We start from the raw sequence: 22234 nt of genomic DNA on the forward strand, positions 1-22234 counted from the left end.
TGCCATCGGGACCCGCCGACCGGTTCCCGCGTCGGCCCGCGGTGGCGTCGACCGGCGAAGTCGCACGGGGACCGGGACCCGCGCACCGGCGGGCAGGAGCCCCGGGCTGGCGCTTCGTGCGGCGCCGGCCGGCGCCGCCACCGCGCATGGCACCGCGCCCCCGACCGCACGCCGGGCTGCGACGACGGCAGTTCGTACCGTGTCCCGCCCGCCACGGCCCGGGAGCCGTGGAGCTGCGCGGCTCGCCCGCCACGGCCCGGGAGCCGCGAAGCTGCGCGGTCGGCACCGGCGGGTCGTGGCACGGGCGATGCCCTGCGCCCCGCGGCTCCGGTGGGCTCCGCCGCGTACGCTCGGCTCCGTGCCCCGTCATCCGAGAAAGCCCCGTCTGCTGGTCGCCGACGGACAGGCGTACCTGTGGACCCTCCGTCACAGCCACCGCGTGCCGGACGGTGGCGGCCCCGCCCACTGCCGCGAGACCCTCACGCTGTATCCGCAACCGGCCGGCGCCGGCGGCCCGCTGCGCATCGTCTTCGCCGCCGGGCCGGGCCGGTACGTCCCCGGCGGGTTCCCGCTGGGCTCCGGGGACGTGAGGGACGTCCTGGGCGGTTCCCTGAACCTTCACGAACCGGGCGCCGCGCGGGCCCTGCTCGACGCGGCGTCGGCCCGTGGATGGCAGGCGGGACAGCGGGCGGCGGTGGAGGTCGACGGCTGGACCCTGCTGGAGACAGCGGCCGCCGCGCGCGCCGGGGACACCGGTCCCCCGGCCCGGTAGGGGGCGCGTCCCCGCCCGGCGAAGCCCCGCCCGCCCCGTCGCGGCAGCAGGCGTATCCGCCGCAGGTGACCGGAGCCCGTCCGCTGCCGGCCGGGGTGCCTGGCACCGGGCACGGGGTCCGTCGGATCCGGGTGCACCCGCCGCTGACCGGGGCGCGGTGGGACGGGCGGGTCCGGGCGGCAACCCGGGGCGGGCCGTGCACGGCTGACGCTGCCACAGTGCGCCGCGCCGACGGGCGGAGGAGCTCCGGCCGAGGCGGCGGTAGCGGAGTCCCGCACCCGCGCGGGCACGGCGGCCGGCCTCGATATCGAGTCGTGTCCGAAAAAGTGCGGCGCGTCAGACAACCTGCCACGCGGGCGCACCCTCTGGATAGGCGGCGGGTGCAGGGGCAGCCACGGTCGGCTCCCCCCTCTTCGGGGGTCGGGCTCCGCCACTGATGAGTCTTCTGCTTTGGAGGAACCCCGTGCACGCCGCACTTCGTCGCCGCCCCGCCCGGTTGCTGCCCGCCCTGGTGGCCGCGGCCGGCCTGCTCACCGCGTGCGGAGGGGGCGATGGCTCCTCGAAGGCCGACGGGCCGCCCGCCAAGGTGACCGTCACCCCCGCCGGGGGCACCAAGGCGGCCAAGCTCGGCTCGGCGATATCCGTGCGGGCCACCGGCGGCAAACTGACCTCGGTCGACGTCAAGGCCGACAAGGGCGGCAAGGTCGGTGGCCGGCTCTCCGATGACGGCACGTCGTGGACCGCGGACGGCAAGGTCCGGCCGGGGGCCACCTACACGGTCCGGACCGAGACGACCTCGGACCAGGGCCGGAAGGCCACCGCCACCTCGGTCTTCACCACCGAGGGCGCTGACAAGGTCAACAAGCTCACCAACCGCCCGAACGGCGGCGAGACGGTCGGCACCGGAATGCCGGTGTCGATCCTCTTCGACCACCCGATAGCCGAGGACCAGCGCGCCGAGATCGAGAAGGCGCTGAAGGTCACCAGCCAGCCGGAGGTCACCGGTGCCTGGGGCTGGGTCAAGGACTACTCCGGCAAGGACCGGATCGACTGGCGTCCCAAGGACTACTGGCCGAGCGGCACCAAGGTGTCGGTGAAGGGTGCCCTGTCCGGCATCAACTCCGGTGACGCCGGCGGCTGGTTCGTCCGGGACTACGACTTCGACTTCACCGTGGGCGCCGACCGCAGAGCCGTCATCGACGTTCCGGGGCACCGCCTGACGATGTACGAGGACGGCAAGAGCGTCGGCAGCGTCACCGGCTCCGCCGGCTCCCCGCAGGACCCGACCCGCGGCGGCGTGCACACGGTGCGCAGCAAGAACGCCGCCGAGACGATGGACTCCTCCACCATCGGCTACGGCGACCAGTGGATGCTGGACTCGCAGTGGGTGACCCACCTCACCGCGTCCGGGACCTTCCTGCACTCCGCCCCGTGGAACAAGTCCATCGGCGTCGTCAACAACAGCCACGGCTGCTTCGGTATGACCACCGCGGACGCCAAGAAGGTCTACGACTTCCTGACCATCGGCTCCACGGTCGAGGTGAAGGGCACCTCCAACCCCAACAAGACCGACGTCGGCAACGGCCTGGAGGTCTGGCAGGAGACCTGGGAGCAGTGGCAGCAGCGGAGCGCCCTCTCGTAGGGGTGTCTCTCCCCCCTCCCGCCGCCGGCCGACCACGTAAGGTCACCGACCGGCCACGGTCCGGCACAGCGGCGGCGGGACGGGCTACACCCTTCGGATGACCGCGGGGGTGCGCGAGAGGCCCGCGCCGACGGCCCGGCCCACCCCTCGTGCGGGCCCTCGGCCGGTGGCCGGCCGCCGCCGGGTGTCCTCGAGTACGGGGCCCGCCTGCATCCTTCGGCGCAGTCCCGGCCGGGCCGGTTTCACCGGCTGGGCCGATGGCCTGCCGCGGCCGCGCGCCTACGGTCGAGGAAACGGCGGCGGAAAGGACGCCGCCACTGGCCCGAGGGGTTGCCGTGAGGCGCGAAGTCCGACCGCAGAGCACCCGGGGAATCGCCGCCCGTGTCGGTGGCTGGAGCGCCCGGCACCGGTGGGCGGCGGTGGGGGGCTGGGTGATGTTCGTCGTCCTTGCCCTCGCCGTCGGAGCGACGGCGGGCCGGGAGGACGTCAAGGAGAGCGAGCAGGTGCCCGGCGAGACCCAGCGCGTCTCCCGGATACTCGACGACGCCGGTCTCCAGGATCCCGCCGGCGAGAGCGTCCTGGTGCAGGCCAGAGGCCCGGACGGGGCCGAGGCCGGCGATCCGGAGTTCCGGGCGGCGGTGGACGCGGTGCTGACCGCGGTACGCGGCACCGGCCAGGCGTCCGCCGTCACCTCGCCCTACGCCTCGGACGGCATATCCGCGGACGGGCGTTCGGCGCTGGTCCGGTTCGACCTGCGCGGCGACCCGGAGCGGGCGGCCGACCGGGTCGGTCCGGTGCTGGACGCCGTGGCGGACGTCGCGGACCGGCATCCGGAGCTGCGCGTGGAGCAGTTCGGCGACGCGAGCAGCGACAAGGCCGTCGACGAGGCGTACGGGGACGACCTCACCAAGGCGGAGTTCTCCGCACTGCCGGTGGCGTTCGGCATCCTGCTGGTGGTGTTCGGGGCGCTGGTCGCGGCCCTGCTGCCGGTGGCGCTGGCGCTGAGCGCGTTCCTGGCCACCACCGGGCTGGTGGCCGCGGTCAGCCATCTGGTGCACATGAGCGACACCGCGAACTCGGTGATGCTGCTGGTCGGTCTGGCCGTCGGGGTCGACTACTGCCTGTTCTACCTGCGCCGGGAACGTGAGGAGCGGGCCGCCGGGCGGGACGCGGGAACGGCGCTGCGGATCGCGGCGGCGACCTCCGGTCACGCCGTGCTGGTCTCCGGTTTCACCGTCATCGTGGCGATGGCGGGCATGCTGCTCACCGGTGTCGCCGACTTCAAGGCGATGGGTCTGGCCACCCTGATGGTGGTGGCGGTCGCGATGACCGGCTCCGTGACGGTGCTGCCCGCGCTGCTGTCGCTGCTCGGGGAACGGGTGGAGAAGGGGCGACTGCCCCTGTGGGACCGGCTCCGGCACGGCGGCCGTGACCGCCGGGGCGGCGGTGGTGAGCGCGACAGCCGGATCTGGGGTGCGGTGCTCCGCCGTGTGCTGCGCCGGCCCAGGCTGTCCGTCGCGGTCGCGGGCGGGGCGCTGCTGCTGCTGGCGGTGCCCGCCGCGGGGATGCGCACCGCGGAACTGACGCTCGACCAGGAGCTGGGTGACTCGGTGCCGATCGTGGCGACCTACGAACGGATCAACCAGGCGTTCCCCGGCGGCGCCGAGCCCGCGGAGGTCGTGGTGCGGGCCGACGACATCGAAGCCGCACCGGTGCGAGCCGCCATCGCCGAGTTCGGCACTCAGGCGGTCGCCCAGGGGGCCGCCGGCGGTCCGGTCGAGGTGACGGTGCACCCGCGGCAGAACGTCGCCGTGCTGGACGTGCCGCTGGCCGGCGCCACCGACCAGCGGCAGAGCGAACGGAGTCTGGACATCCTCCGGGACGACGTGCGGGCGGCGACCCTGGACCGGGCCGAAGGCGTGCACGAGGCGCCGATCGGCGGCCCCACCGCCGCCTCCAAGGACTTCACCGCGGCGATCGGCTCCGCCGTGCCACCGGTCCTCGCCTTCGTCGTGGTCTTCGCGTTCCTGCTGATGCTGGTGTTCTTCCGCTCCCCGGTGATCGCCCTCACCGCCGTCGCGCTCAACCTGCTGTCGGTGGGAGCCGCCTACGGCATCCTCACCGCCGTCTTCCAGCACGGCTGGGGCGCCGGGCTGGTGGGCGCCTCCGGTGTCGGGGCGGTGGTGCCCTGGCTGCCGCTGTTCCTGTTCGTCATCCTCTTCGGGCTGAGCATGGACTACCACGTGTTCGTGGTCTCCCGGATCAGGGAGGCGCGGATGGCCGGCCGCGGCACCCGCGACGCGGTGGTCCACGGCATCAAGACCACCGCCGGTGTCGTCACCAGCGCGGCGGTCATCATGGTCGCGGTCTTCTCGGTCTTCGGCACCCTGTCCATGCAGAGCATGAAGCAGATGGGGGTCGGCCTGGCGGTGGCGGTGCTGATCGACGCCACCGTGATCCGCGGCGTCCTCCTCCCGGCGCTGATGACACTGCTGGGTGACCGCAACTGGTACCTCCCGCGCTGGCTGCGCCGCCTGCCGGACCCCGGTCACGCCGAGGTGTCCCGGACGGCCGCTCCGGTGCACCGCGCCATGGAGACCACCGGGCGGCGGGAGTGACGCGGTAGGCCCGGGTGCGGCTGAACGGCCGCACCGGACCGGGCCGCGGTGGTGCCCCGAGGGCACCGCACCGCGGCCCGGGCCACCCGAGGAGGGCCGGTTCCCCGATCGTGGGGAACCGGCCCTCGTGCGTCATGGGTGGCGTGTCATGCCCGGGGTTCCGTCGCCCGCCGCCTGACGGGACGTGGCCGCGTGCCGGCAGGCGGGTCCGGGTGCCGTGGCGGTCTCGCTCGGGGGCGGGGACCCGCCGCCGACGCGTGTGCGGGCGCCGGCGGCGGATCAGCGGCCGGCCGAGCCGTCGATCAGTTCGCGGAGGATGTCCGCGTGGCCGGCGTGCCGGCCGGTCTCCTCGATCATGTGGGTCAGGGCCCAGCGGACACTGGGGCGGGGGTGGCCCGGCCGTGGCCGGGGGACGGGTGCGGTGAGATCGGTGCACCCGTCGAGGACGTGGTTCGCGCGCTCGACCGTCTCCCGGTAGCGGGCCACGACATCGGCCACGCTGTCCGTCGGCGCGGCCCGGAACGTCCCCTCCCAGTCGGGGACGTGGTGGCCGAGGAACATCGAGCGCTCGACGAACGTCAGGTGGTTGAGCAGGCCGAGCAGGTTCGTGCCGGAGAGCACCACGGCCGTGCGCACCTGCGGCTCGGGGGCACCGTCGACCTTCGCGGCGATCGAGGTGCGGAGGTAGTCGAGGAAGCCGCGCAGGACCTCGGTCTCGCCGGCTCCGGTGCGGGGCGGCGGGGTGTCGCCGCGGCGGTCGGGGCGGATGGTGCCGGACATCGGTGATCTCCTTCCTTCGCCTGGGCCACCGGCCACCGGGTCAGGCGCTGCGGCGGATGAGGAGGACGTGGTCGACGACCTCGGCGGTGCGCCCGTCCGGTCCGGTCGCGACCCGGCGGAGAGCGTCGGCCCGCTCGACGGTCCATGTCCGCGGGGCCGGATCGATCCCGGCGGCGACCTCTCGCGGGCTCGGGTACCGGGTACCGGGGTCCTGGTTCCACGACCACGGCGCGGTCGAGCCGTGGTCGACGACCAGCAGCCGCCCGCCCGGGCGCAGTGCGCGCACGGCCGAGCGCAGGACGGCTGCTCGGTCCGGTTCGTGGGGGCTGTGCAGGTAGTGGGCGCAGATCAGGTCGAACGCGCCGGGCGGGAAGGACTCCCGCAGGTCGCGCCGCACGGTGCCGACGCGGTCTGCCAGGCCGTGGGAGCGGGCGAGGGCGGCGAGCCGCTCCAGCGCCACGGCCGAGATGTCGGCGGCGGTGACCCGCCATCCCCGGCCGGCGAGCCACAGCGCGTCGCCACCGTCGCCGCAGCCGAGGTCCAGCGCGTCGCCGGGCGGCAGACCCCTCACCGTCTCGGTGAGCCGAACGTTCGGTCGCGGGTCGGCGGCCGCCGGCCGGGCCGCGTGGACGCCGTCCCAGAACGCGACCGCATCGGTGGTACTCATCAGCACTCCTCGTGTCGGTGGGCGGCCAGTCTCACCGGGCGCGCCACGATCCGGCACGAGAACTTGCGGTAACGGCAAGATGGGCGTCATGGACCCCAGGACGGACGACGACGTGCTCGACGCGGTGGGGCCACGGCTCCGTGCCCTGCGCCGTGACCGCGGCATCACCCTCGCCGGCCTCTCGGCCACGACCGGCGTGTCGGAGAGCACCCTGTCCCGGCTGGAGAGCGGGCAGCGCCGGCCGACCCTGGAACTTCTGTTGCCGCTGGCCCGTGTCTACGACGTTCCGCTGGACGACCTCGTCGGTGCCCCGCGCACCGGCGACCCCCGGATCCACCTCAAGCCGATCCGGCGCCACGGGATGACCTTTGTGCCCCTGTCCCGGCGGCCGGGCGGGGTGCACGCCTTCAAGATGGTCATCCCCGCCCGGCCGGAACCGCTCGAACCGGCCCCGCGGACCCATGAGGGCTTCGAATGGCTCCATGTGCTCAGCGGCCGTCTGCGGCTCGTGCTCGGCGAGCGCGACCTGACGCTGCCGCCGGGTGAGGCGGCCGAGTTCGACACGTCCCTGCCGCACTGGCTGGGCAGCGCCGACGGCGGCGCGGTGGAGCTCCTCGTCCTGTTCGGCCCGCAGGGGCTGCGTGCGCACGTACGCGCCGGCCCCGACCGGTCCTCTCCGGCCGGGCCCCGGCGGTGAACCACCCTCCGCCCGCGGGCGTCCGGCGGCGGCGCCGGTCCCGTCACCAGGCGCACCGCCGCGAGGCGTGCACCGGTCCGCGGGGGAACACATCACCCGTCGGCCCCGGCTCGGCCGTCAGCACCTGTCCCATCGAGCCCGGCGTCCCGGGGCGCTGCCCGGCCGCGCTCGGTTCGGTGTCTCCTCACCCGGGCGCTCCCCAGCCCGGGGCCCGGCCCGCTCAGTGGGCCCCGCCGCGTACCGCCCCCGCGCTCGCGGCGACCACCAGGGCGATGCCCGCACACGCCGGCACCGTCGGCGTCTGTCCCAGCACCAGGAATCCCGCCAGCGTGGCGAGCGCCGGTGCCAGGCTCGTCAGCACCGCGAAGGTCTCCGTCGGCAGCCGCCGCAGGGCCAGCAGCTCCAGCGTGTACGGCAGCCCCGAGGACAGCACCGCGATGGCCACCCCCAGTGCCAGCACGCCCGGTTCCAGCAGCGTGCCGCCCGCCGAGCCGATGCCCAGCGGCAGGCTCACCAGGGCGGCCACGGCCATCGCGACGGCCAGACCGTCCAGCCCCGGGAAGCGGGCTCCGGCCCGGGCGCCGAAGACGATGTACGCCGCCCACATGGCCCCCGCCGCGAGGGCGAAGGCCACCCCCGCGGGGTCGAGTCCGGCGAGGCCGCTCCGGCCGAGCAGGAGGACCCCCGCGAGGGCCAGGCCGGCCCACAGCAGGCCGCGGGCCCGGCGCGCCCCGACGACGGACAGCAGTAGCGGGCCGAGGACCTCCAGGGTGACCGCCGGGCCCAGCGGGATCCGGTCGATGGCCTGGTAGAAGAGGACGTTCATGCCGCCCAGCGCGAGGCCGAAGACGCCGGCCACGGCCCAGTCCGTACCGGAGCGGCCGCGCAGCCGGGGACGGCACACGGCCGACAGGAGCAGCGCGGCGATCGTGATCCGCAGCGACACCACGCCGAACGCGCCGGCCCGCGGGAAGAGCAGGGCGGCCACCGCGGAGCCGAACTGCACCGAGACCCCACCCGCCAGGACCAGTCCGATCCCGCCGAGGCCGGCCACGCCCGAAGGGGTGCGGACCAGGGTGCCCGTCGTCGATGCCCGCGCCGCGGGCGTTGCCACCGTCTTCGTCATGGACGTCACGCTACGGATCCCTCGGCACGGCGTGAAATGCCGGTTCGAGCGGCCGTTATGCTTCACCGGCATGACCATGGAGCTGCGCCATCTGCGGGCCTTCCTCGCCATCGCCGAGGAGGGCACGATCACCCGGGCGGCGGCCCGTCTGCACACCGGCCAGCCCGCCCTCTCCCGTACGCTGCGCCAACTCGAGGACCACCTGGGCGTACGGCTGGTCGACCGCTCCACCCACCACCTGGAGCTGACGGCGGAGGGCCGTACGTTCCGGCAGAAGGCGACCGCGGCGCTGGCCGCCGTCGACGCGGCCCTCGACCCTGGCGCCCTGGGGGTGTGGCCGCTGCGGCTCGGTCACCCGTGGGCGGCACTCGGTCCCTACACGGTCCCGCTGCTTCGGCGCTGGGACGAGGAGCACCCCGACGTACCGCTGGAGCTGCGCCGCATCGACGACCGCTTGGCCGGCCTGGCCCATGGCGCGGTGGACGTGGCACTGCTGCGCGGTCCGGTGACGGCCCCGGGACTCGTCACGGTCCAGCTGCTCACGGAGGAGCGGGTGGCCGTGGTGCCCGCCGACAGCGACCTCGCGGCACGGGAGACGCTCACCCCGGCGGACCTCGCTGCGTGGCCGGTCGTCCTGAACACGGTCGCCGGGACGACCACGCTGGACCTGTGGCCGGTGGACGCCCGCCCCGCGACGACGATCGAGGTCACCAACACGGACGAGTGGCTGACGGCGATCGCCGTGGGCCGCGCGGTGGGCGTCTCCACCTCGGCGACGCCCCGCATGCACACGCACCCGACGATCGCCTACCGGCCGCTGACCGGTGCCCCGCCGGTCCCCCTGGTCCTGGCCTGGCCCGGCGGCACGCCGGGACACCCGGCGATCGCCGATCTGCTGGCGCTGGCCCGCGAGGTGGTGTCGGGACGTCAGGACCCCTCGGCCACCGGGTGCGCGCCCCGGCCTGACGGGACCCCGTAGGCCCGGGCGAGGACGCCCACGGTGGCGGCCATGGCCTCGCGCAGTTCGGCCGGCGCGACGACCTCGACGTCGACACCGAGCCGCAGCAGCTCGCCGCAGGCGTGGTCGGTGCTCTCGGTCGGTATGACGGCCTCGACCCATCCGTCGTCGCCGACCGGGGTCGCGGTGGCCTCGACCGCCCGCACCACCTCCGCAGGGACGTTGTCGGGCAGGCGTCGACGTCCGCGCGGGGACAGCCGGACGGTGGCGGTGCCGGTGTGACGGCGGGCCTGGAAGTCGTCCAGGTAGGAGGTCCAGTACGCGCCCAGGTCGAACCCGTGCGGCCGGTCGAACCGCTCGTCGCTCGGCACCGCGTCGAGGACCTGGGTGACCCGGTACGTCGCGATCCGGCTTTCCCCGGCGGCCACCAGGTACCAGGTGCCGGATTTGAGCACCAGCCCGTAGGGGCGCAGCCGGCGGGCGACTTCCTGCGGCGCGCGCCAGCGGCGGTAGCGTACGTCCACCGCGCGCCGGGTGAGCAGCGCGTCGACGAGCACCGGCAGCCGCGGCGTCGGTTCGGGTTCCCGGTACCAGCCGGGAGCGTCCAGGTGGAACACCGCCGCGGTACGGGCCGCCTCCTCGCGCAGTCCGGTCGGCAGCGCGGCCAGGAGCTTCAGCCGTGCCGCCGTCACCTCCGCCGCGAGGCCCAGATCGGCGGCGGGCCCGGGCAGTCCGGCGAAGAACAGGGCCCGCGCCTCGCCCTCGCTCATCCCGGTGAGCCGGGTGCGATAGCCGTCGAGCAGCCGGTAGCCGCCCGCCCGGCCCTGCTCGGCATAGACCGGGACCCCGGCGGCCTGCAGACGTGCCAGGTCACGGTAGGCGGTCCGGACGGATACCCCCAGTTCGTCGGCGATCCCGCGGGCGGGCATGCGGCCGCGGGATTGCAGCAGCAACAGCAGCGACAGCAGGCGACCGGCAGACATGAGCGCATTCTCCCCGGAAACCCTGACAGCTCCTGGCACACGGCTCCCCTAGCGTCGAGGAGCGTCCGGCACCGGCCGGACCGGCCGGCCGTCCGTGGCCGGAGAAGAGCGGTGAACAGGAGTCCCGTCATGTCCCCCACCGGCCCCGCCGACCGCCCCGCCGTGGTCGAGCTCCGCCAGTACACGCTGCGTCCCGGTCGGCGCGACGAACTCATCGACCTGTTCGACCGGGAGTTCGTCGAAACCCAGGAAGCGACCGGGATGGTCGTGCTCGGCCAGTTCCGGGACCTCGACGATCCGGACCGCTTCGTCTGGCTGCGCGGGTTCCCGGACATGGCGGTACGGCACCGCGCGCTGACGGACTTCTACGGCGGGCCCGTCTGGGCCGAGCACGGTCCGCGGGCCAACGCCACCATGGCCGACTCCGACGACGTCCTGCTGCTGCGGCCTCTTTCGGCCGGCAGCGGCCTCGCCGTCCGCCGGTCCGAGCGGCCCCGGACCGGTGCGCCGGCGCCGGACCGGTTCGTGGCCGCCACCGTGTGGTCCTTCCCTCCCGGGCGGCCCGACGGCGGCGCACTCGTCCGGGACGGTCTGCTGCCCGTGCTCCGCGAGGCGGGGCCCGCGCCCCTCGCCGTCCTGACCACCGAAACCGCGCACAACACCTTCGCCAGGCTGCCGGTCCGCACCGGAGAGAACGTCGTGGTGGTCCTCACCTCCTACCCCGACGAGAGCGCCCACCGCCGGCATCTCGCCGAGGTGCTGGCCCACCCCCGTGGCGAGGCGGTCCTGGCGGAGATCGGGAAGGAGCAGGTGGCAGCGCCCCATGCGCTGAGGCTGGCACCCACCGGACGCTCGCTCGTCCGCTGACCCGGGAGCCCCAGGCTGTCGGCGGCCCTGGCCCCGCCGGTGCCGCACGCCGACGTCGGCACTCCCGCTCGCGCCACGCCCGGCGCCCGGCGCCCGGTACGGCGGCGGCTCGCGGGACCCGCCTCCCCGGCGCCGGGCGACCCGGTTCCGGCCCTTCCGGCCCTTCCGGCCCTTCCGGCCCTTCCGGCCCTTCCGGCCGCGAGCCTTCCGGTTGCGGTGCCTGCCGGTTGGGGACCGGCCGGCGCCGGTGCGGGGTCAGACCCCGGTGTGCTCCGCGACGACCCGGCCGTCGCGGAGCGTCAGCCGGGAGCCGCTGAAGCGGGAGCGCATGCGGCGGTCGTGGGTGACCACCACCACCGCACCCTGGTAGTCCGTCAGCGCCTGCTCCACCTCCTCCACCAGCACCGGGGTGAGGTGGTTGGTGGGCTCGTCCAGCAGCAGCAGATCCACCGGATCGCCGACCAGCCGGGCGAGTTCGATCCGGCGCCGCTGTCCGTACGACAGGTCCCGCACCCGCCGCCGCAGGTCGGACGGGCCGAACAGGCCCAGGGAGAGCAGCTTCTCCGCGTGGTCCTCCAGCCGGCCGTCCCGGCCGTGCGCGAAGGCTCGCAGCACGGAGAACCCGGGCGGCCACGGCACGTCGTCCTGCCGCAGATGGCCCACCCGGCCGGACACCCGCACCGAGCCGCCGTCCGCTGCGAGTTCGCCGGCCAGCACCCGCAGCAGGGTGGACTTCCCCGCTCCGTTGGGGCCGGTGACCAGCAGCCGTGTGCCGCGCCGCAGGGTCAGCGCGTCGACGGCGAGCCGACCGTCGACGCGTACTCCGGCCAACTCGGCCACCACCTCCTCCGCCCCGGGGCCCGCGGTGCTGATCCGGACGGCGAAGGACAGCGGGTCGGCGGGCGGTGTCACCGGGTTCCCGGTCAGCCGGGCCACCCGCTCCTTGGCATTGCGGATCCGCACCATGGCGCCGTGGTCGCGTCCGCGCCGCCGGTAGGCGCCGGCGCCGAACACCGCGAGGGGCAGCTTGCGCGGGATGCTGTCCATCCGTGCCACGTTGGAGAGGACCAGCTGCCGGTTCCGGTCCAGTTCGGCCCGCCACTCCTGGTACTCCCGCAACCGCCGTTGGCGCTCCACCGCCTTGGCGGTCAGATAGCCCTCGTAGCCGTTGCCGTAACGGACGACGCGCCCGGAATCGACCTCCAGGATGGTGGTGGTGAGCCGGTCGAGGAACACCCGGTCGTGGGTGACCGCGATGACGGTGCCGCGGTGGTCGCGGAGGTGCTCCTCCAGCCACCGCACCGCCCGGTCGTCGAGATCGTTGGTGGGCTCGTCCAGCAGCAGCAGTTCCGGCGCCGAAGCCAGGGTCGCCGCCAGGGCGAGGCGGGACCGCTCGCCGCCGGAGAGGGTACCCAGCCGCCGGCCCCGGTCCAGGCCCGGCAGGCCGAGCCCGTGCAGCGCCACCTCCACCCGTACGTCGGCCTCGTAACCGTCGCGGGCCTGGTACTCCTCGACGAGGCCGGCGTAGCGCCGGAGGAGGGCGGACAGCTCGGGGCCGGTGCCCTCCCGGTCCCGCTCGGCCAGTTCCGCTTCGGCCCGGCGCATTCCCGCCTCCAGCTTCCGCAGGTCGGACAGGGCCAGGTCGACGGCGTCCTGGACGGTGGCGTCCGGCGGCAGTTCCAGCCTCTGTGCCAGATAGCCGACGCCGCCGGGTGCGCTCACCGTCAGCGTCCCGTTGTCGGGCCGCTCCCGCCCGGCGATGATTTCGAGGAGCGTGGACTTGCCCGACCCGTTGTCACCGATCACCCCGACCTTCTCGCCGGGCCTGACGGTGAAGCCGATCCGGTCCAGGACGACGTGCTCGTCGTAGCGCTTGGTGATGTCATGCAGAGCGTATTGCGCGATGGGCACGCAGGCGTCTCCTGTTCACGATGAGGATGAGGGTTGCCTGAAGCGCGCTCGGCGAACGGTCGGAAGGTCCCGGAAAGAATCGGAAAAGACGACGACCGGGCCACCGCCGCGGCGGACGGCCCGCGGGGCGGCGGTGGTTCAGCGGCGCGCTGACGGATGCGGCGACGGAGACCGGCTCAACGCCACGCATCCTCATCCATCACAGAGATCCCATGCCGGGCACCGTAGACGGCCAACGGAGCGTCCCGCAAGCGGATTCCGGCGCCCACCGGCCGAGGCGCCCGGTCGCGCCGAGACGGTCACCCCGGCCGGCCGCCGGCTTTCGTGGGCGACCGCACGCCCCACCGGCACGAGGACCGAGCCACCCGCACCCTCGCCGATCCGCGTGCCTCCCTTTATCCGGAGATGCGTTCGGCGACCTGAACCGCCGGAAATGAACGGTGGTCACTTTCTCGTCATGCGTTCATCACGGGCATTCCCGCCCGGCCCTTGTCGTCCCTTGGCGACTTCGCAGCCCCGGACCGGTACTTGCAGTACACAAGAGTCTCCAAGTCGGCGCCAAGACCATCGAGGTAGGCTCCGCGAGCCGGACAAAAAATCTCGTCTGAAATCGCTTCCACGGCCTGGGGGATCGTGGAGTGCGCCGCCAGGGAACCCGACGCCGAGTTCCTCCCTCACGGTAGCGGTCGAGTGGCAGCAAGGACCTATTCGATGCGTACATCGGAAGGCATGACGGCTGTGATGAGCGAATGTGCGGGCCGCGTGATCGCGGGGGTGGGCGGCCGCCGCCCGCATCTCGGGGCGGCGGCCGCCGAACCGTTCGCGGAGCGCCCCTTCGGCAGGTCCGCCGAGGAAGCCGCCGCCCCGGCTCCGGGGCGGCACCGCACACCGCCGGCCGTGCCCGGCCCGCCGGTCCTCCGCCGCGGTCTCGCCGATGGTGCCGGCTCCGCCGCACCGGGAGCCGGCCGCCGCGCCGCACGCCGGCGCCTCCCGCGGCCGGGGGGCGCCGCTCCCCGCGGGGCGGTCGTCCCCACAGCCCCGCCGGGGACTCCGGGCCGGGGTCTCCTCCTCGGCCGGCAGCGGCGCCGACACCCATGTGGTCCTGGGCCGGGACATGCCGGAACAGGGCGTACGGGAACGGGGCGTTGACGAGTCCGCCGCCGGCGCGGACGGCGGCGGCGCCGACCTCGCGACCGGCCCCGAGGCCCGCTGCCATGTCCCCGCTCCGCCGGCCGGTCGACGCGTTCCGGTGCGGCGCCGCGCACCCGGGGGTCACGGGCGGGCGGCACCGTCCGCGCGGCCTCCGGGGGCGTTCGCTCGGGCCCCGCACCGTGCCGTCCACCGGCCGCCGGTGGCCGGCCGCCGGTGCGGCCGACTCCGTTCGCACGCCCTGTGGCCGCCCGCGGCCGGCCGCTGCCGGGGCCCGTTCGCACCCCCGGGAGAGGCCGGACCCGCCCACGTCGCCGCCCTCCTCCCCGAGACGCGCGGACCGGCGGCGGGCCGCCGGTCGTCGCCGTCCGGCACGCGGAGCGGAGGGGCCGCCGGCTCTCCCGGACGGCGGTCCGGACGCGGCGGCGGATGGCGAGGCCGGCGACTTCGCCGAGAGGGAACTCGATATCTCATGACCGGAACCAACGCCGGATGCGGCAGGGCAGCGGCCCCGGATTCCACGGAATGCGCGGCATTCACGTTGCCCGGGAAATACAGGGCATGCAGCGAGGGAAGGTTTCAGCGTGGAGAATGACGAGAAGCTCCGTTACTTCCTCAGGAAGGTCACCGTCGAGCTCACCGAGGCCCGCCGTCGGTTGCAGGAACTCGAGGCTGTCGAGGGCGAGCCCATCGCCATTGTCGGAATGTCCTGCCGCTTTCCCGGCGGTGCCGACAGCCCGGAAGGGCTGTGGCGGCTGGTCGCCGACGGCCGCGACGCCGTTTCCGCCTTCCCCACCGACCGCGGCTGGGATCTGGAAGAGCTGTACGACCCCGACCCCGACGCCCCCGGCAAGACGTACGGACGCGCGGGCGGCTTCCTGTACGACGCGGACCGTTTCGACGCCGGCTTCTTCGGTATCGGCCCGCGCGAGGCCCTCGCCATGGACCCGCAGCAGCGGCTGCTGCTGGAGACGGCGTGGGAGGCGTTCGAACGGGCCGGGATCGATCCCGCCGCGGTGCGCGGCAGCGGCACCGGGGTGTTCGTCGGCACCGGCCACCAGGAGTACGGGGCCCTGCTCCAGCGGGCCACCGAGAACTTCGAGGGCTATCTGCTCTCCGGCAGTGCGGCGAGTGTGATCTCCGGCCGGCTGTCGTACGTCTTCGGCCTGGAAGGCCCGGCGGTGACGGTCGACACGGCCTGCTCGTCGTCGCTGGTGGCACTGCACCTGGCCGGCCAGGCACTGCGCCGCGGCGAGTGCGACCTCGCCCTGGCCGGCGGGGCGGCGGTGATGGCGTCCCCGGGGATGTTCGTGGAGTTCGCCCGGCAGCGGGGGCTGGCGCCCGACGGCCGGTGCAAGGCGTTCGCCGCGGCCGCCGACGGCACCGGCTGGGGCGAGGGTGTGGGTCTGCTGCTCGTGGAGCGGCTCTCGGACGCCCGCCGCAACGGCCATCCGGTGCTCGCCGTGCTCCGTGGCTCCGCCGTCAACCAGGACGGCGCGTCGAACGGGCTGACCGCGCCCAGCGGTCCCTCCCAGCAGCGGGTGATCTGGCAGGCGCTGGCGAACGCCCGCCTCTCGGCCGCCGACGTCGACGCCGTGGAGGCGCACGGCACCGGTACCGCGCTCGGCGACCCGATCGAGGCGCAGGCCCTGCTGGCCACCTACGGCCAGGACCGGGCCGCCGACCGCCCGCTGTGGCTGGGCTCGGTGAAGTCGAACATCGGCCACACCCAGGCCGCCGCCGGTGTGGCCGGCGTGATCAAGATGGTGATGGCCATCCGTCACGGGCGGCTGCCCCGCACTCTGCACGTCGATGCGCCCACGCCGCATGTGGACTGGAGCGCCGGTGGTGTCGAACTGGTCACCGAGGCGATGGACTGGCCGGACGTCGAACGTCCGCGGCGGGCCGCTGTTTCCTCCTTCGGCGTCAGTGGCACCAACGCGCATGTGATCCTGGAGCAGGCGCCGTCCGACGACATCGCGGCGCAGCCGGCCGAAGCCGGAGCGCGGTCCCCGGCCGCGGAAGGGGCCGGAACGCCGTCCCCGGCCACGGGAGAAGCGGGGCCGAACGGCACGGACGCCGAACGCGCGGCCACCGGCGGCGTCCTCCCCTGGCTGGTGTCGGCCAGGGACGAGCGGGCGCTGCGCGCCCAGGCCGGCCGGCTGGCCGACTTCGCCGCGGCCCACCCCGGCCTGGAGCCCGCCGAGATGGGCTGGTCGCTGGCGACCGCGCGGAGCGCGCTGGAGCACCGGGCGGTGGTGGTCGCCGCCGGCCGGGACGCGCTGGTGGCCGGCGCGCGCGGCATCGCCGAGGGGTCGGACCCGGCCGGCACGGTCACCGGCCGGGCGGCGGACGGCCGTCGGCCGGTGTTCGTCTTCCCCGGCCAGGGCGCCCAGTGGGCGGGCATGGCGGTGGAACTGCTCGACGCCTCCCCCGTGTTCGCCGACCGCATCGCCGAGTGCGAGGCGGCGCTCGGCGGCTTCGTGGACTGGTCCCTCACCGACGTCCTGCGGGGCGCCGACGGCGCCCCGGGCCTGGACCGGGTCGACGTGGTGCAGCCCGTGCTGTGGGCCGTGATGATCTCCCTCGCCGGGCTGTGGCGGTCCTTCGGCGTCGAGCCCGCCGCCGTCGTCGGCCACTCGCAGGGCGAGATCGCCGCCGCCGTGGTGGCGGGCGGCCTGTCGCTGGAGGACGGCGCACGGGTGGTCGCACTGCGCAGCCGCGCGCTCGGGGTGCTGGCGGGGCGGGGTGGCATGGCCTCGATCGCGCTGCCGCGCGAGGGCGTCGAGGAGTTGCTGCGGCCCTGGGACGGGCGCGTCACGGTGGCCGCGCTCAACGGGCCGGCCTCGGTCGTGGTCTCCGGCGACGCGGACGCCCTCACGGAGCTGCTGGCCGGCTGCGAGCGCGACGGCGTGCGCGCCCGTCGCGTCGAGGTGGACTACGCCTCCCACTCACCGCATGTCGAGGCCATCGAACGCGAACTCGCCGAGGCACTGGCGCCGGTGGCACCGCGCGCCGGCGACATACCGTTCTTCTCCACCGTGACGGGGGACTGGCTGGACACCGCCGGGCTGGACGCCGCCTACTGGTACACGAACCTGCGGCAGACCGTGCGCCTGGAGCCCGCCGTACGCGCCCTCGCCGGGCAGGGCCACACCACCTTCGCGGAGATCAGCCCGCACCCGGTGCTCACCGCGGCGATCGAGGAGACGCTGGACACCGCCGACGCCCCCGCCCTGGTGGTGGGTTCGCTGCGGCGCGACGAGGGCGGCTGGTCGCGCTTCCTGACCTCGGTGGCCGAGGCGTACACCGGGGGTGTGGCGGTGGACTGGTCCCCGGCGTTCGCCGGGACGCCCCGGCGGGGGCTGGACCCCGGCCTGCTGCCGACGTACGCCTTCCAGCGCCGCCGGTACTGGGTGGACACGCTGCCGCCCGGGGCGACCGGCGGCCCGGCGGAGGATCCGGCCGAGGTCCGCTTCTGGGAGGCCGTGGAACGCGGGGACCTGGGCAGCCTGGCCGAGTCGCTGGGCATAACCGACGACGACCAGCTGTCCACCCTCGGCTCGCTGCTGCCGGTGCTGTCCTCCTGGCGCGGCCGCGGCCGCGAGCGTGCCGCGGCCGACGACCCCATCTCGGCGGCGGCCGCGCTGCGCCGGCGGCTCGCCGGACTGCCGGAGGCCGAACGGGAGCACACCGTCGCCGAGATGCTGCAGACGCACATCGCCGCGGTACTGGGGACCGAGGAGCCCGTCGACCGGGCGCGCCCGTTCACCGAACTGGGCTTCGTCTCGCTCACCGCCGTGGAGCTGCGGAACCGGCTCAACGCCGCCACCGGGCTGCGGCTGCCGGCGACCACCGTGTTCGACCACCCGACCCCGCAGGCGCTGGGCCGCCGGCTGCTGACCGAGCTGCTGGGCACGCAGCCGGACACCGCCGGACCGGCCCCGGTGGCCTCGGTCGCCGCCGACGACGAGCCGATCGCCATCGTCGCCATGGCCTGCCGCTTCCCGGGGGACGTCGGCTCGCCCGAGGACCTGTGGCGGCTGGTGGACGGCGGCGGCGACGCGATCTCGGGGTTCCCCGACAACCGCGGCTGGGACATCGAGTCGGTCTACGACCCCGACCCGGACCGCGCGGGCCGGACCTACACCCGGGAGGGCGGGTTCATCGCCGACGCGGACGAGTTCGACGCCGCGCTGTTCGGGATCAGTCCGCGCGAGGCCCTCGCCATGGACCCGCAGCAGCGGCTGCTGCTGGAGACGGCGTGGGAGGCGTTCGAACGGGCCGGTATCGCGCCCGAGTCGCTGCGCGGCAGCCGTACCGGGGTCTTCGCCGGCTCCAGTGGCCAGGACTACACCCAGCTGATGGTCGGCGCGGTGGCCTCGGGCGTCGAGGGCTACGCCCTCACCGGCAACGCGGCCAGTGTGATCTCCGGCCGGCTGGCCTACTCCTTCGGGCTGGAGGGGCCCGCCGTCACGGTGGACACCGCCTGCTCGTCCTCCCTGGTCGCGCTGCACCTGGCCTGCCAGTCGGTGCGCAGCGGCGAGAGTTCGCTGGCACTGGCGGCCGGTGTGACGGTGCTGAGCACCCCGCTGGCGTTCATCGGCTTCAGCCGGCAGCGCGGGCTGGCGCCGGACGGCCGGTGCAAGGCGTTCTCTGCCGCCGCCGACGGCACCGCGTGGGGCGAGGGCGCCGGCGTGGTGCTGGTGGAGCGCCTGTCGGACGCCCGGCGCAACGGCCATCCCGTCCTGGCCGTGGTACGCGGCACGGCCGTCAACCAGGACGGCGCGAGCAACGGGCTGGCCGCGCCCAACGGTCCCGCCCAGGAGCGGGTGATCCGCCAGGCGCTGGCCAACGCGCGGCTGACGGCGGGCGAGGTGGACGCCGTGGAGGCGCACGGCACCGGCACCGCGCTCGGCGACCCCATCGAGGCGCAGGCCCTGCTCGCCACCTACGGCCGGGAGCGGCCCGCCGACCGGCCGCTGTGGCTGGGCACGGTGAAGTCGAACATCGGCCACACCGCGGCCGCCGCCGGCCTCGCCGGCGTGATCAAGATGGTGCTGGCGATGGAGCGCGGCGTGCTGCCGCTCACCCTGCACGCCGAGGAGCCCACCCCGCATGTGGACTGGTCCATGGGCGCGGTCTCCCTGCTCACCCGGGCGATCCCCTGGCCGGAGACCGGCCGCCCGCGCCGGGCCGGCGTCTCCTCCTTCGGGGTCAGCGGCACCAACGCGCACGCCATCATCGAACAGGCCCCCGCGCCGGTCGAGTCCCCTGAGTCCGCGGTGGCCGCTCCGGAGGAGTCCGCGCCGGACCGGGCGGAGCACGCCGCGGGCACGTCCGCCGCGGCGGCTGACCCGCCGCCGCCCGGCGCGGCACCCGTGTCGGATGCAGCGCTTCCCCCCGGGGCCGCCCCCCGGCCGCCGCTCCCCGTCCCCTGGCTGCTGTCCGCGAAGAGCGAGCCGGCGCTGCGCGCCCAGGCCGCGCGGCTGCGCGACCACCTCGGCGAGCGGCCCGGTCCGCGGCCGGTGGACGTCGGCTACTCCCTGGCGGTCTCCCGGTCCGCGCTGGAGCACCGGGCGGCCGTCGTCGCGGACGAGGACGGGCAGCTGCTCGCCGGGCTCGACGCCCTGGCGGCGGGGCGGGCCGCCCCCGGGCTGGTGCGCGGCGTCGCGGCGGGCGGCAGGACCGCGTTCCTCTTCCCCGGTCAGGGGAGCCAGCGGCCGGGGGCGGGCAGCGAGCTCTACCGGGCGTTCCCGGTGTTCGCCGAGGCACTGGACGAGGTCTGCGGACTGCTGGACCCGCACCTCGCGGCGCACCTCGGCCGGCCGCTGCGCGAGGTGATGTCCGCGCCCGAGGGCTCCGCCGAGGCCGGACTGCTGGACGAGACGGTGTGCACCCAGCCCGCGCTGTTCGCCCTCGGCGTCGCCCTGGCCCGGCTGCTGGACTCCTGGGGTGTGGTGCCCGACTGTGTGAGCGGCCACTCGGTGGGCGAGCTGACCGCGGCGCACCTGGCCGGGGTGCTCTCGTTGGAGGACGCCTGCGAGCTGGTCGCGGCGCGCGGCCGGCTGATGCACGGCACCTCCGCCGGCGGTGCCATGGTGGCGGTGCAGGCGGCCGAGGCCGATGTGGCGCCGCTGCTGGCCGGCCGCGAGCACCTGGTGTCCGTCGCCGCCGTCAACGGGCCGCTGGCCACGGTGGTCTCCGGTGACGCCGCCACCGTGGCCGAGGTGGCGGACACCCTGGCCGCGCAGGGCCGCAAGACCAAGCGCATCCGGGTCGCGCGGGCGTTCCACTCGCCGTTGATGGACGACGTGCTGGAGGAGTTCGGCCGGATCGCGGCGGGGCTGTCGTACCGGGCGCCGCGTATTCCGCTGGTGTCCAACCTGACCGGTGACCGGGCCGGCGAGGAGGTCGGCTCGCCGGAGTACTGGGTGCGGCATCTGCGCGAGGCGGTGCGCTTCGGTGACGGCGTCCGCCGGATGGCGGCCGACGGCGTGACCACCTGGCTGGAGCTGGGCCCCGGCGGGGTGCTGTCGGCGCTCGTCCAGGACTGCCTGACCGAGCCGGACGCGCCCGCCGCGGCGGTGCCGCTGCTCCGGCGGGACCGCCCCGAGGCCGGCAGTCTGCTGACGGGCCTGGCCCAGGCGCACGTCCACGGTGTCCCGGTGGACTGGCGGGCCGTGTTCGACCGTTCCGGCGGGCCCCGGCCCCGGCTGGTCCAGCTGCCGACGTACCCCTTCCAGCGGCAGCGGTACTGGCCGGACTGGTCCATGACGTCATCCGGCGACGGGTCCGGCGCGGCGCCCGCCGGCACGAGCGCCGGAGCCACCGGGACCGACGGCCCGGCCGCGCTGCGGCAGCGTCTGGCGGAACTGTCCGCCGCCGAGCGGGAGGAGGCGGTGCGGGAACTGGTGGCCGCCCAGGTGGCCGCGGTGCTGGGGCACCCCACGACCGAGGCGGTGGAGAACAGCATGGGGCTGCCCGAGCTGGGCTTCGACTCGCTGGCGGCGACCGAGCTGCGCAACGGACTGCGGGCGGCCACCGGCCTGCCGCTCGTCGCCTCCCTCGTGTTCGAGCACCCCACGCTGAAGGCACTCACCGCCCATCTGGTGGCCGGTCTGGAGTCCTCGGACACCCCGTTCGAGCCGGGCGCGGGCGCGGGCGCGGCGCCGGCGACCGGTGACACGGCGGCGGCGACCCCGGCTCCCGAGGGCACACTGACGGCGCTGGCGTTCCGGGCCGCGGAGCTCGGCAGGTACCCGGAGGTCCGTGAACTGCTGATGACGGCCTCCCAGTTCCGTCCCTCGTTCGACCACACCTTCGACGCGGCCGGGAGCCCGCCGGCGGCCCCCGCACCGGTCCGCCTGTCGCACGGCCCGCAGGGCCCCCGCATCCTCTGCTTCCCGTCCTTCGCGGGCCGCTCGGCCGCCCGGCAGTACGCCCGGCTCGCCGCGGCCGTACACGGCCGGCAGGACCTGTGGGCGCTGCCCGCACCGGGGTTCGCCGCCGGCGAGCCGCTGCCGGCCGACGTCGACGCGCTGGCCCGGCTGCACGCGGAAGAGGTGGTGCGGCGGGCCGGGGGCGAGCCGTTCGTGATCCTCGGGCACTCCTCCGGCGGCTGGATCGCCCACGCGGTGGCGGCCCGGCTGGAGCACCAGGGCACCCCGGCCGCGGCGGTCGTCCTGCTGGACAGCTACTCCCCCGACAGCGTCACCCTGCCCCGCATCCACTCCGCGATCGCCCGGCGGCTCCTCGGCGCCGGGGCGGACTCCCCCGGTGCGGCGGAGGAGCGGTGGGACGACCTCTGCCTCACCGCGATGGGCGGCTACGACCGGCTCTTCGAGCGCTGGCGGCCCAAGGACATCGCCACCCCGACGCTGCTGCTCCGGGCGACGGACCCGCTGCCGGGCTACCCGGCCGACGACTGGCGGGCCTCCTGGCAGCTCGCCCACACCGCCGTCGACGTGCCCGGCGACCACTTCACCGTGATCCGGGAGCACGGCCCGACGACCATGCAGGCCATCACCGACTGGCTTGCCACCTCTCCCAACCCCTCGTGAA

General features: G+C 75.2%; 12 protein-coding genes. 7 read left to right on the forward strand and 5 right to left on the reverse strand.

Annotated features, from left to right (window positions below; translation table 11 throughout):
- Window positions 1–358 precede the first annotated feature (358 nt).
- The 3 genes from ACH4B3_RS27050 (at window position 359) to ACH4B3_RS27060 (ending at window position 5032) form a co-directional block, all read left to right on the forward strand.
- Entirely contained in the window at window positions 359–772 is a 414-nt protein-coding gene (locus ACH4B3_RS27050) for a hypothetical protein (RefSeq protein WP_398467004.1), read from the forward strand.
- 463 nt (window positions 773–1235) lie between these two features.
- Window positions 1236–2414, forward strand: a complete 1179-nt coding sequence (locus ACH4B3_RS27055; protein WP_398467006.1) for an Ig-like domain-containing protein — start codon at window positions 1236–1238, stop codon at window positions 2412–2414.
- Between the two features lie 257 nt (window positions 2415–2671).
- Entirely contained in the window at window positions 2672–5032 is a 2361-nt protein-coding gene (locus ACH4B3_RS27060) for an MMPL family transporter (protein WP_398467008.1), read from the forward strand.
- 279 nt (window positions 5033–5311) lie between these two features.
- Here the strand turns inward: ACH4B3_RS27060 and ACH4B3_RS27065 are convergent, their stop codons facing one another.
- Both ACH4B3_RS27065 and ACH4B3_RS27070 read right to left on the reverse strand, forming a co-directional pair.
- Complete coding sequence (locus tag ACH4B3_RS27065) at window positions 5312–5812, reverse strand: DinB family protein (protein ID WP_398467010.1); 501 nt, start codon at window positions 5810–5812, stop codon at window positions 5312–5314.
- Window positions 5813–5852: 40 nt separating this feature from the next.
- Window positions 5853–6479 (reverse strand): class I SAM-dependent methyltransferase, encoded by a 627-nt coding sequence (locus ACH4B3_RS27070; RefSeq protein WP_398467011.1) that lies wholly within the window; start codon window positions 6477–6479, stop codon window positions 5853–5855.
- A gap of 88 nt (window positions 6480–6567) precedes the next feature.
- Here ACH4B3_RS27070 and ACH4B3_RS27075 point away from each other — a divergent pair, with 88 nt between their 5' ends.
- On the forward strand, window positions 6568–7176 hold the full coding sequence (locus ACH4B3_RS27075) for a helix-turn-helix domain-containing protein (protein ID WP_398467013.1): 609 nt from the start codon (window positions 6568–6570) through the stop codon (window positions 7174–7176).
- Window positions 7177–7396: 220 nt separating this feature from the next.
- On the opposite strand, the gene ACH4B3_RS27080 is transcribed toward ACH4B3_RS27075, so the two are convergent.
- A complete protein-coding gene (locus ACH4B3_RS27080; RefSeq protein WP_398467015.1) occupies window positions 7397–8302 on the reverse strand; it encodes an EamA family transporter in 906 nt (301 codons plus the stop codon).
- Window positions 8303–8372: 70 nt separating this feature from the next.
- On the opposite strand from ACH4B3_RS27080, the gene ACH4B3_RS27085 reads away from it, so the two are divergent.
- Window positions 8373–9281 carry a LysR family transcriptional regulator gene (locus ACH4B3_RS27085; RefSeq protein ID WP_398467017.1) on the forward strand — a complete coding sequence of 303 codons (909 nt, stop codon included), beginning with the start codon at window positions 8373–8375 and terminating at the stop codon, window positions 9279–9281.
- On the opposite strand, the gene ACH4B3_RS27090 is transcribed toward ACH4B3_RS27085, so the two are convergent.
- Window positions 9230–10243 (reverse strand): helix-turn-helix transcriptional regulator, encoded by a 1014-nt coding sequence (locus ACH4B3_RS27090; protein ID WP_398467019.1) that lies wholly within the window; start codon window positions 10241–10243, stop codon window positions 9230–9232. The genes ACH4B3_RS27085 and ACH4B3_RS27090 overlap by 52 nt on opposite strands.
- A gap of 129 nt (window positions 10244–10372) precedes the next feature.
- Between ACH4B3_RS27090 and ACH4B3_RS27095 the strand changes: the two genes are divergently transcribed.
- Window positions 10373–11110 carry an NIPSNAP family protein gene (locus ACH4B3_RS27095; RefSeq protein ID WP_398467021.1) on the forward strand — a complete coding sequence of 246 codons (738 nt, stop codon included), beginning with the start codon at window positions 10373–10375 and terminating at the stop codon, window positions 11108–11110.
- A gap of 255 nt (window positions 11111–11365) precedes the next feature.
- On the opposite strand, the gene ACH4B3_RS27100 is transcribed toward ACH4B3_RS27095, so the two are convergent.
- Complete coding sequence (locus tag ACH4B3_RS27100; protein WP_398467023.1) at window positions 11366–13021, reverse strand: TlrC/CarA/OleB/SrmB family ABC-F type ribosomal protection protein; 1656 nt, start codon at window positions 13019–13021, stop codon at window positions 11366–11368.
- Window positions 13022–14754: 1733 nt separating this feature from the next.
- On the opposite strand from ACH4B3_RS27100, the gene ACH4B3_RS27105 reads away from it, so the two are divergent.
- A complete protein-coding gene (locus tag ACH4B3_RS27105; protein ID WP_398467025.1) occupies window positions 14755–22233 on the forward strand; it encodes a type I polyketide synthase in 7479 nt (2492 codons plus the stop codon).
- The last annotated feature ends 1 nt before the right edge of the window (window position 22234 follow it).

Source organism: Streptomyces sp. NPDC018031 (assembly GCF_044327625.1).
Lineage (GTDB): Bacteria > Actinomycetota > Actinomycetes > Streptomycetales > Streptomycetaceae > Streptomyces.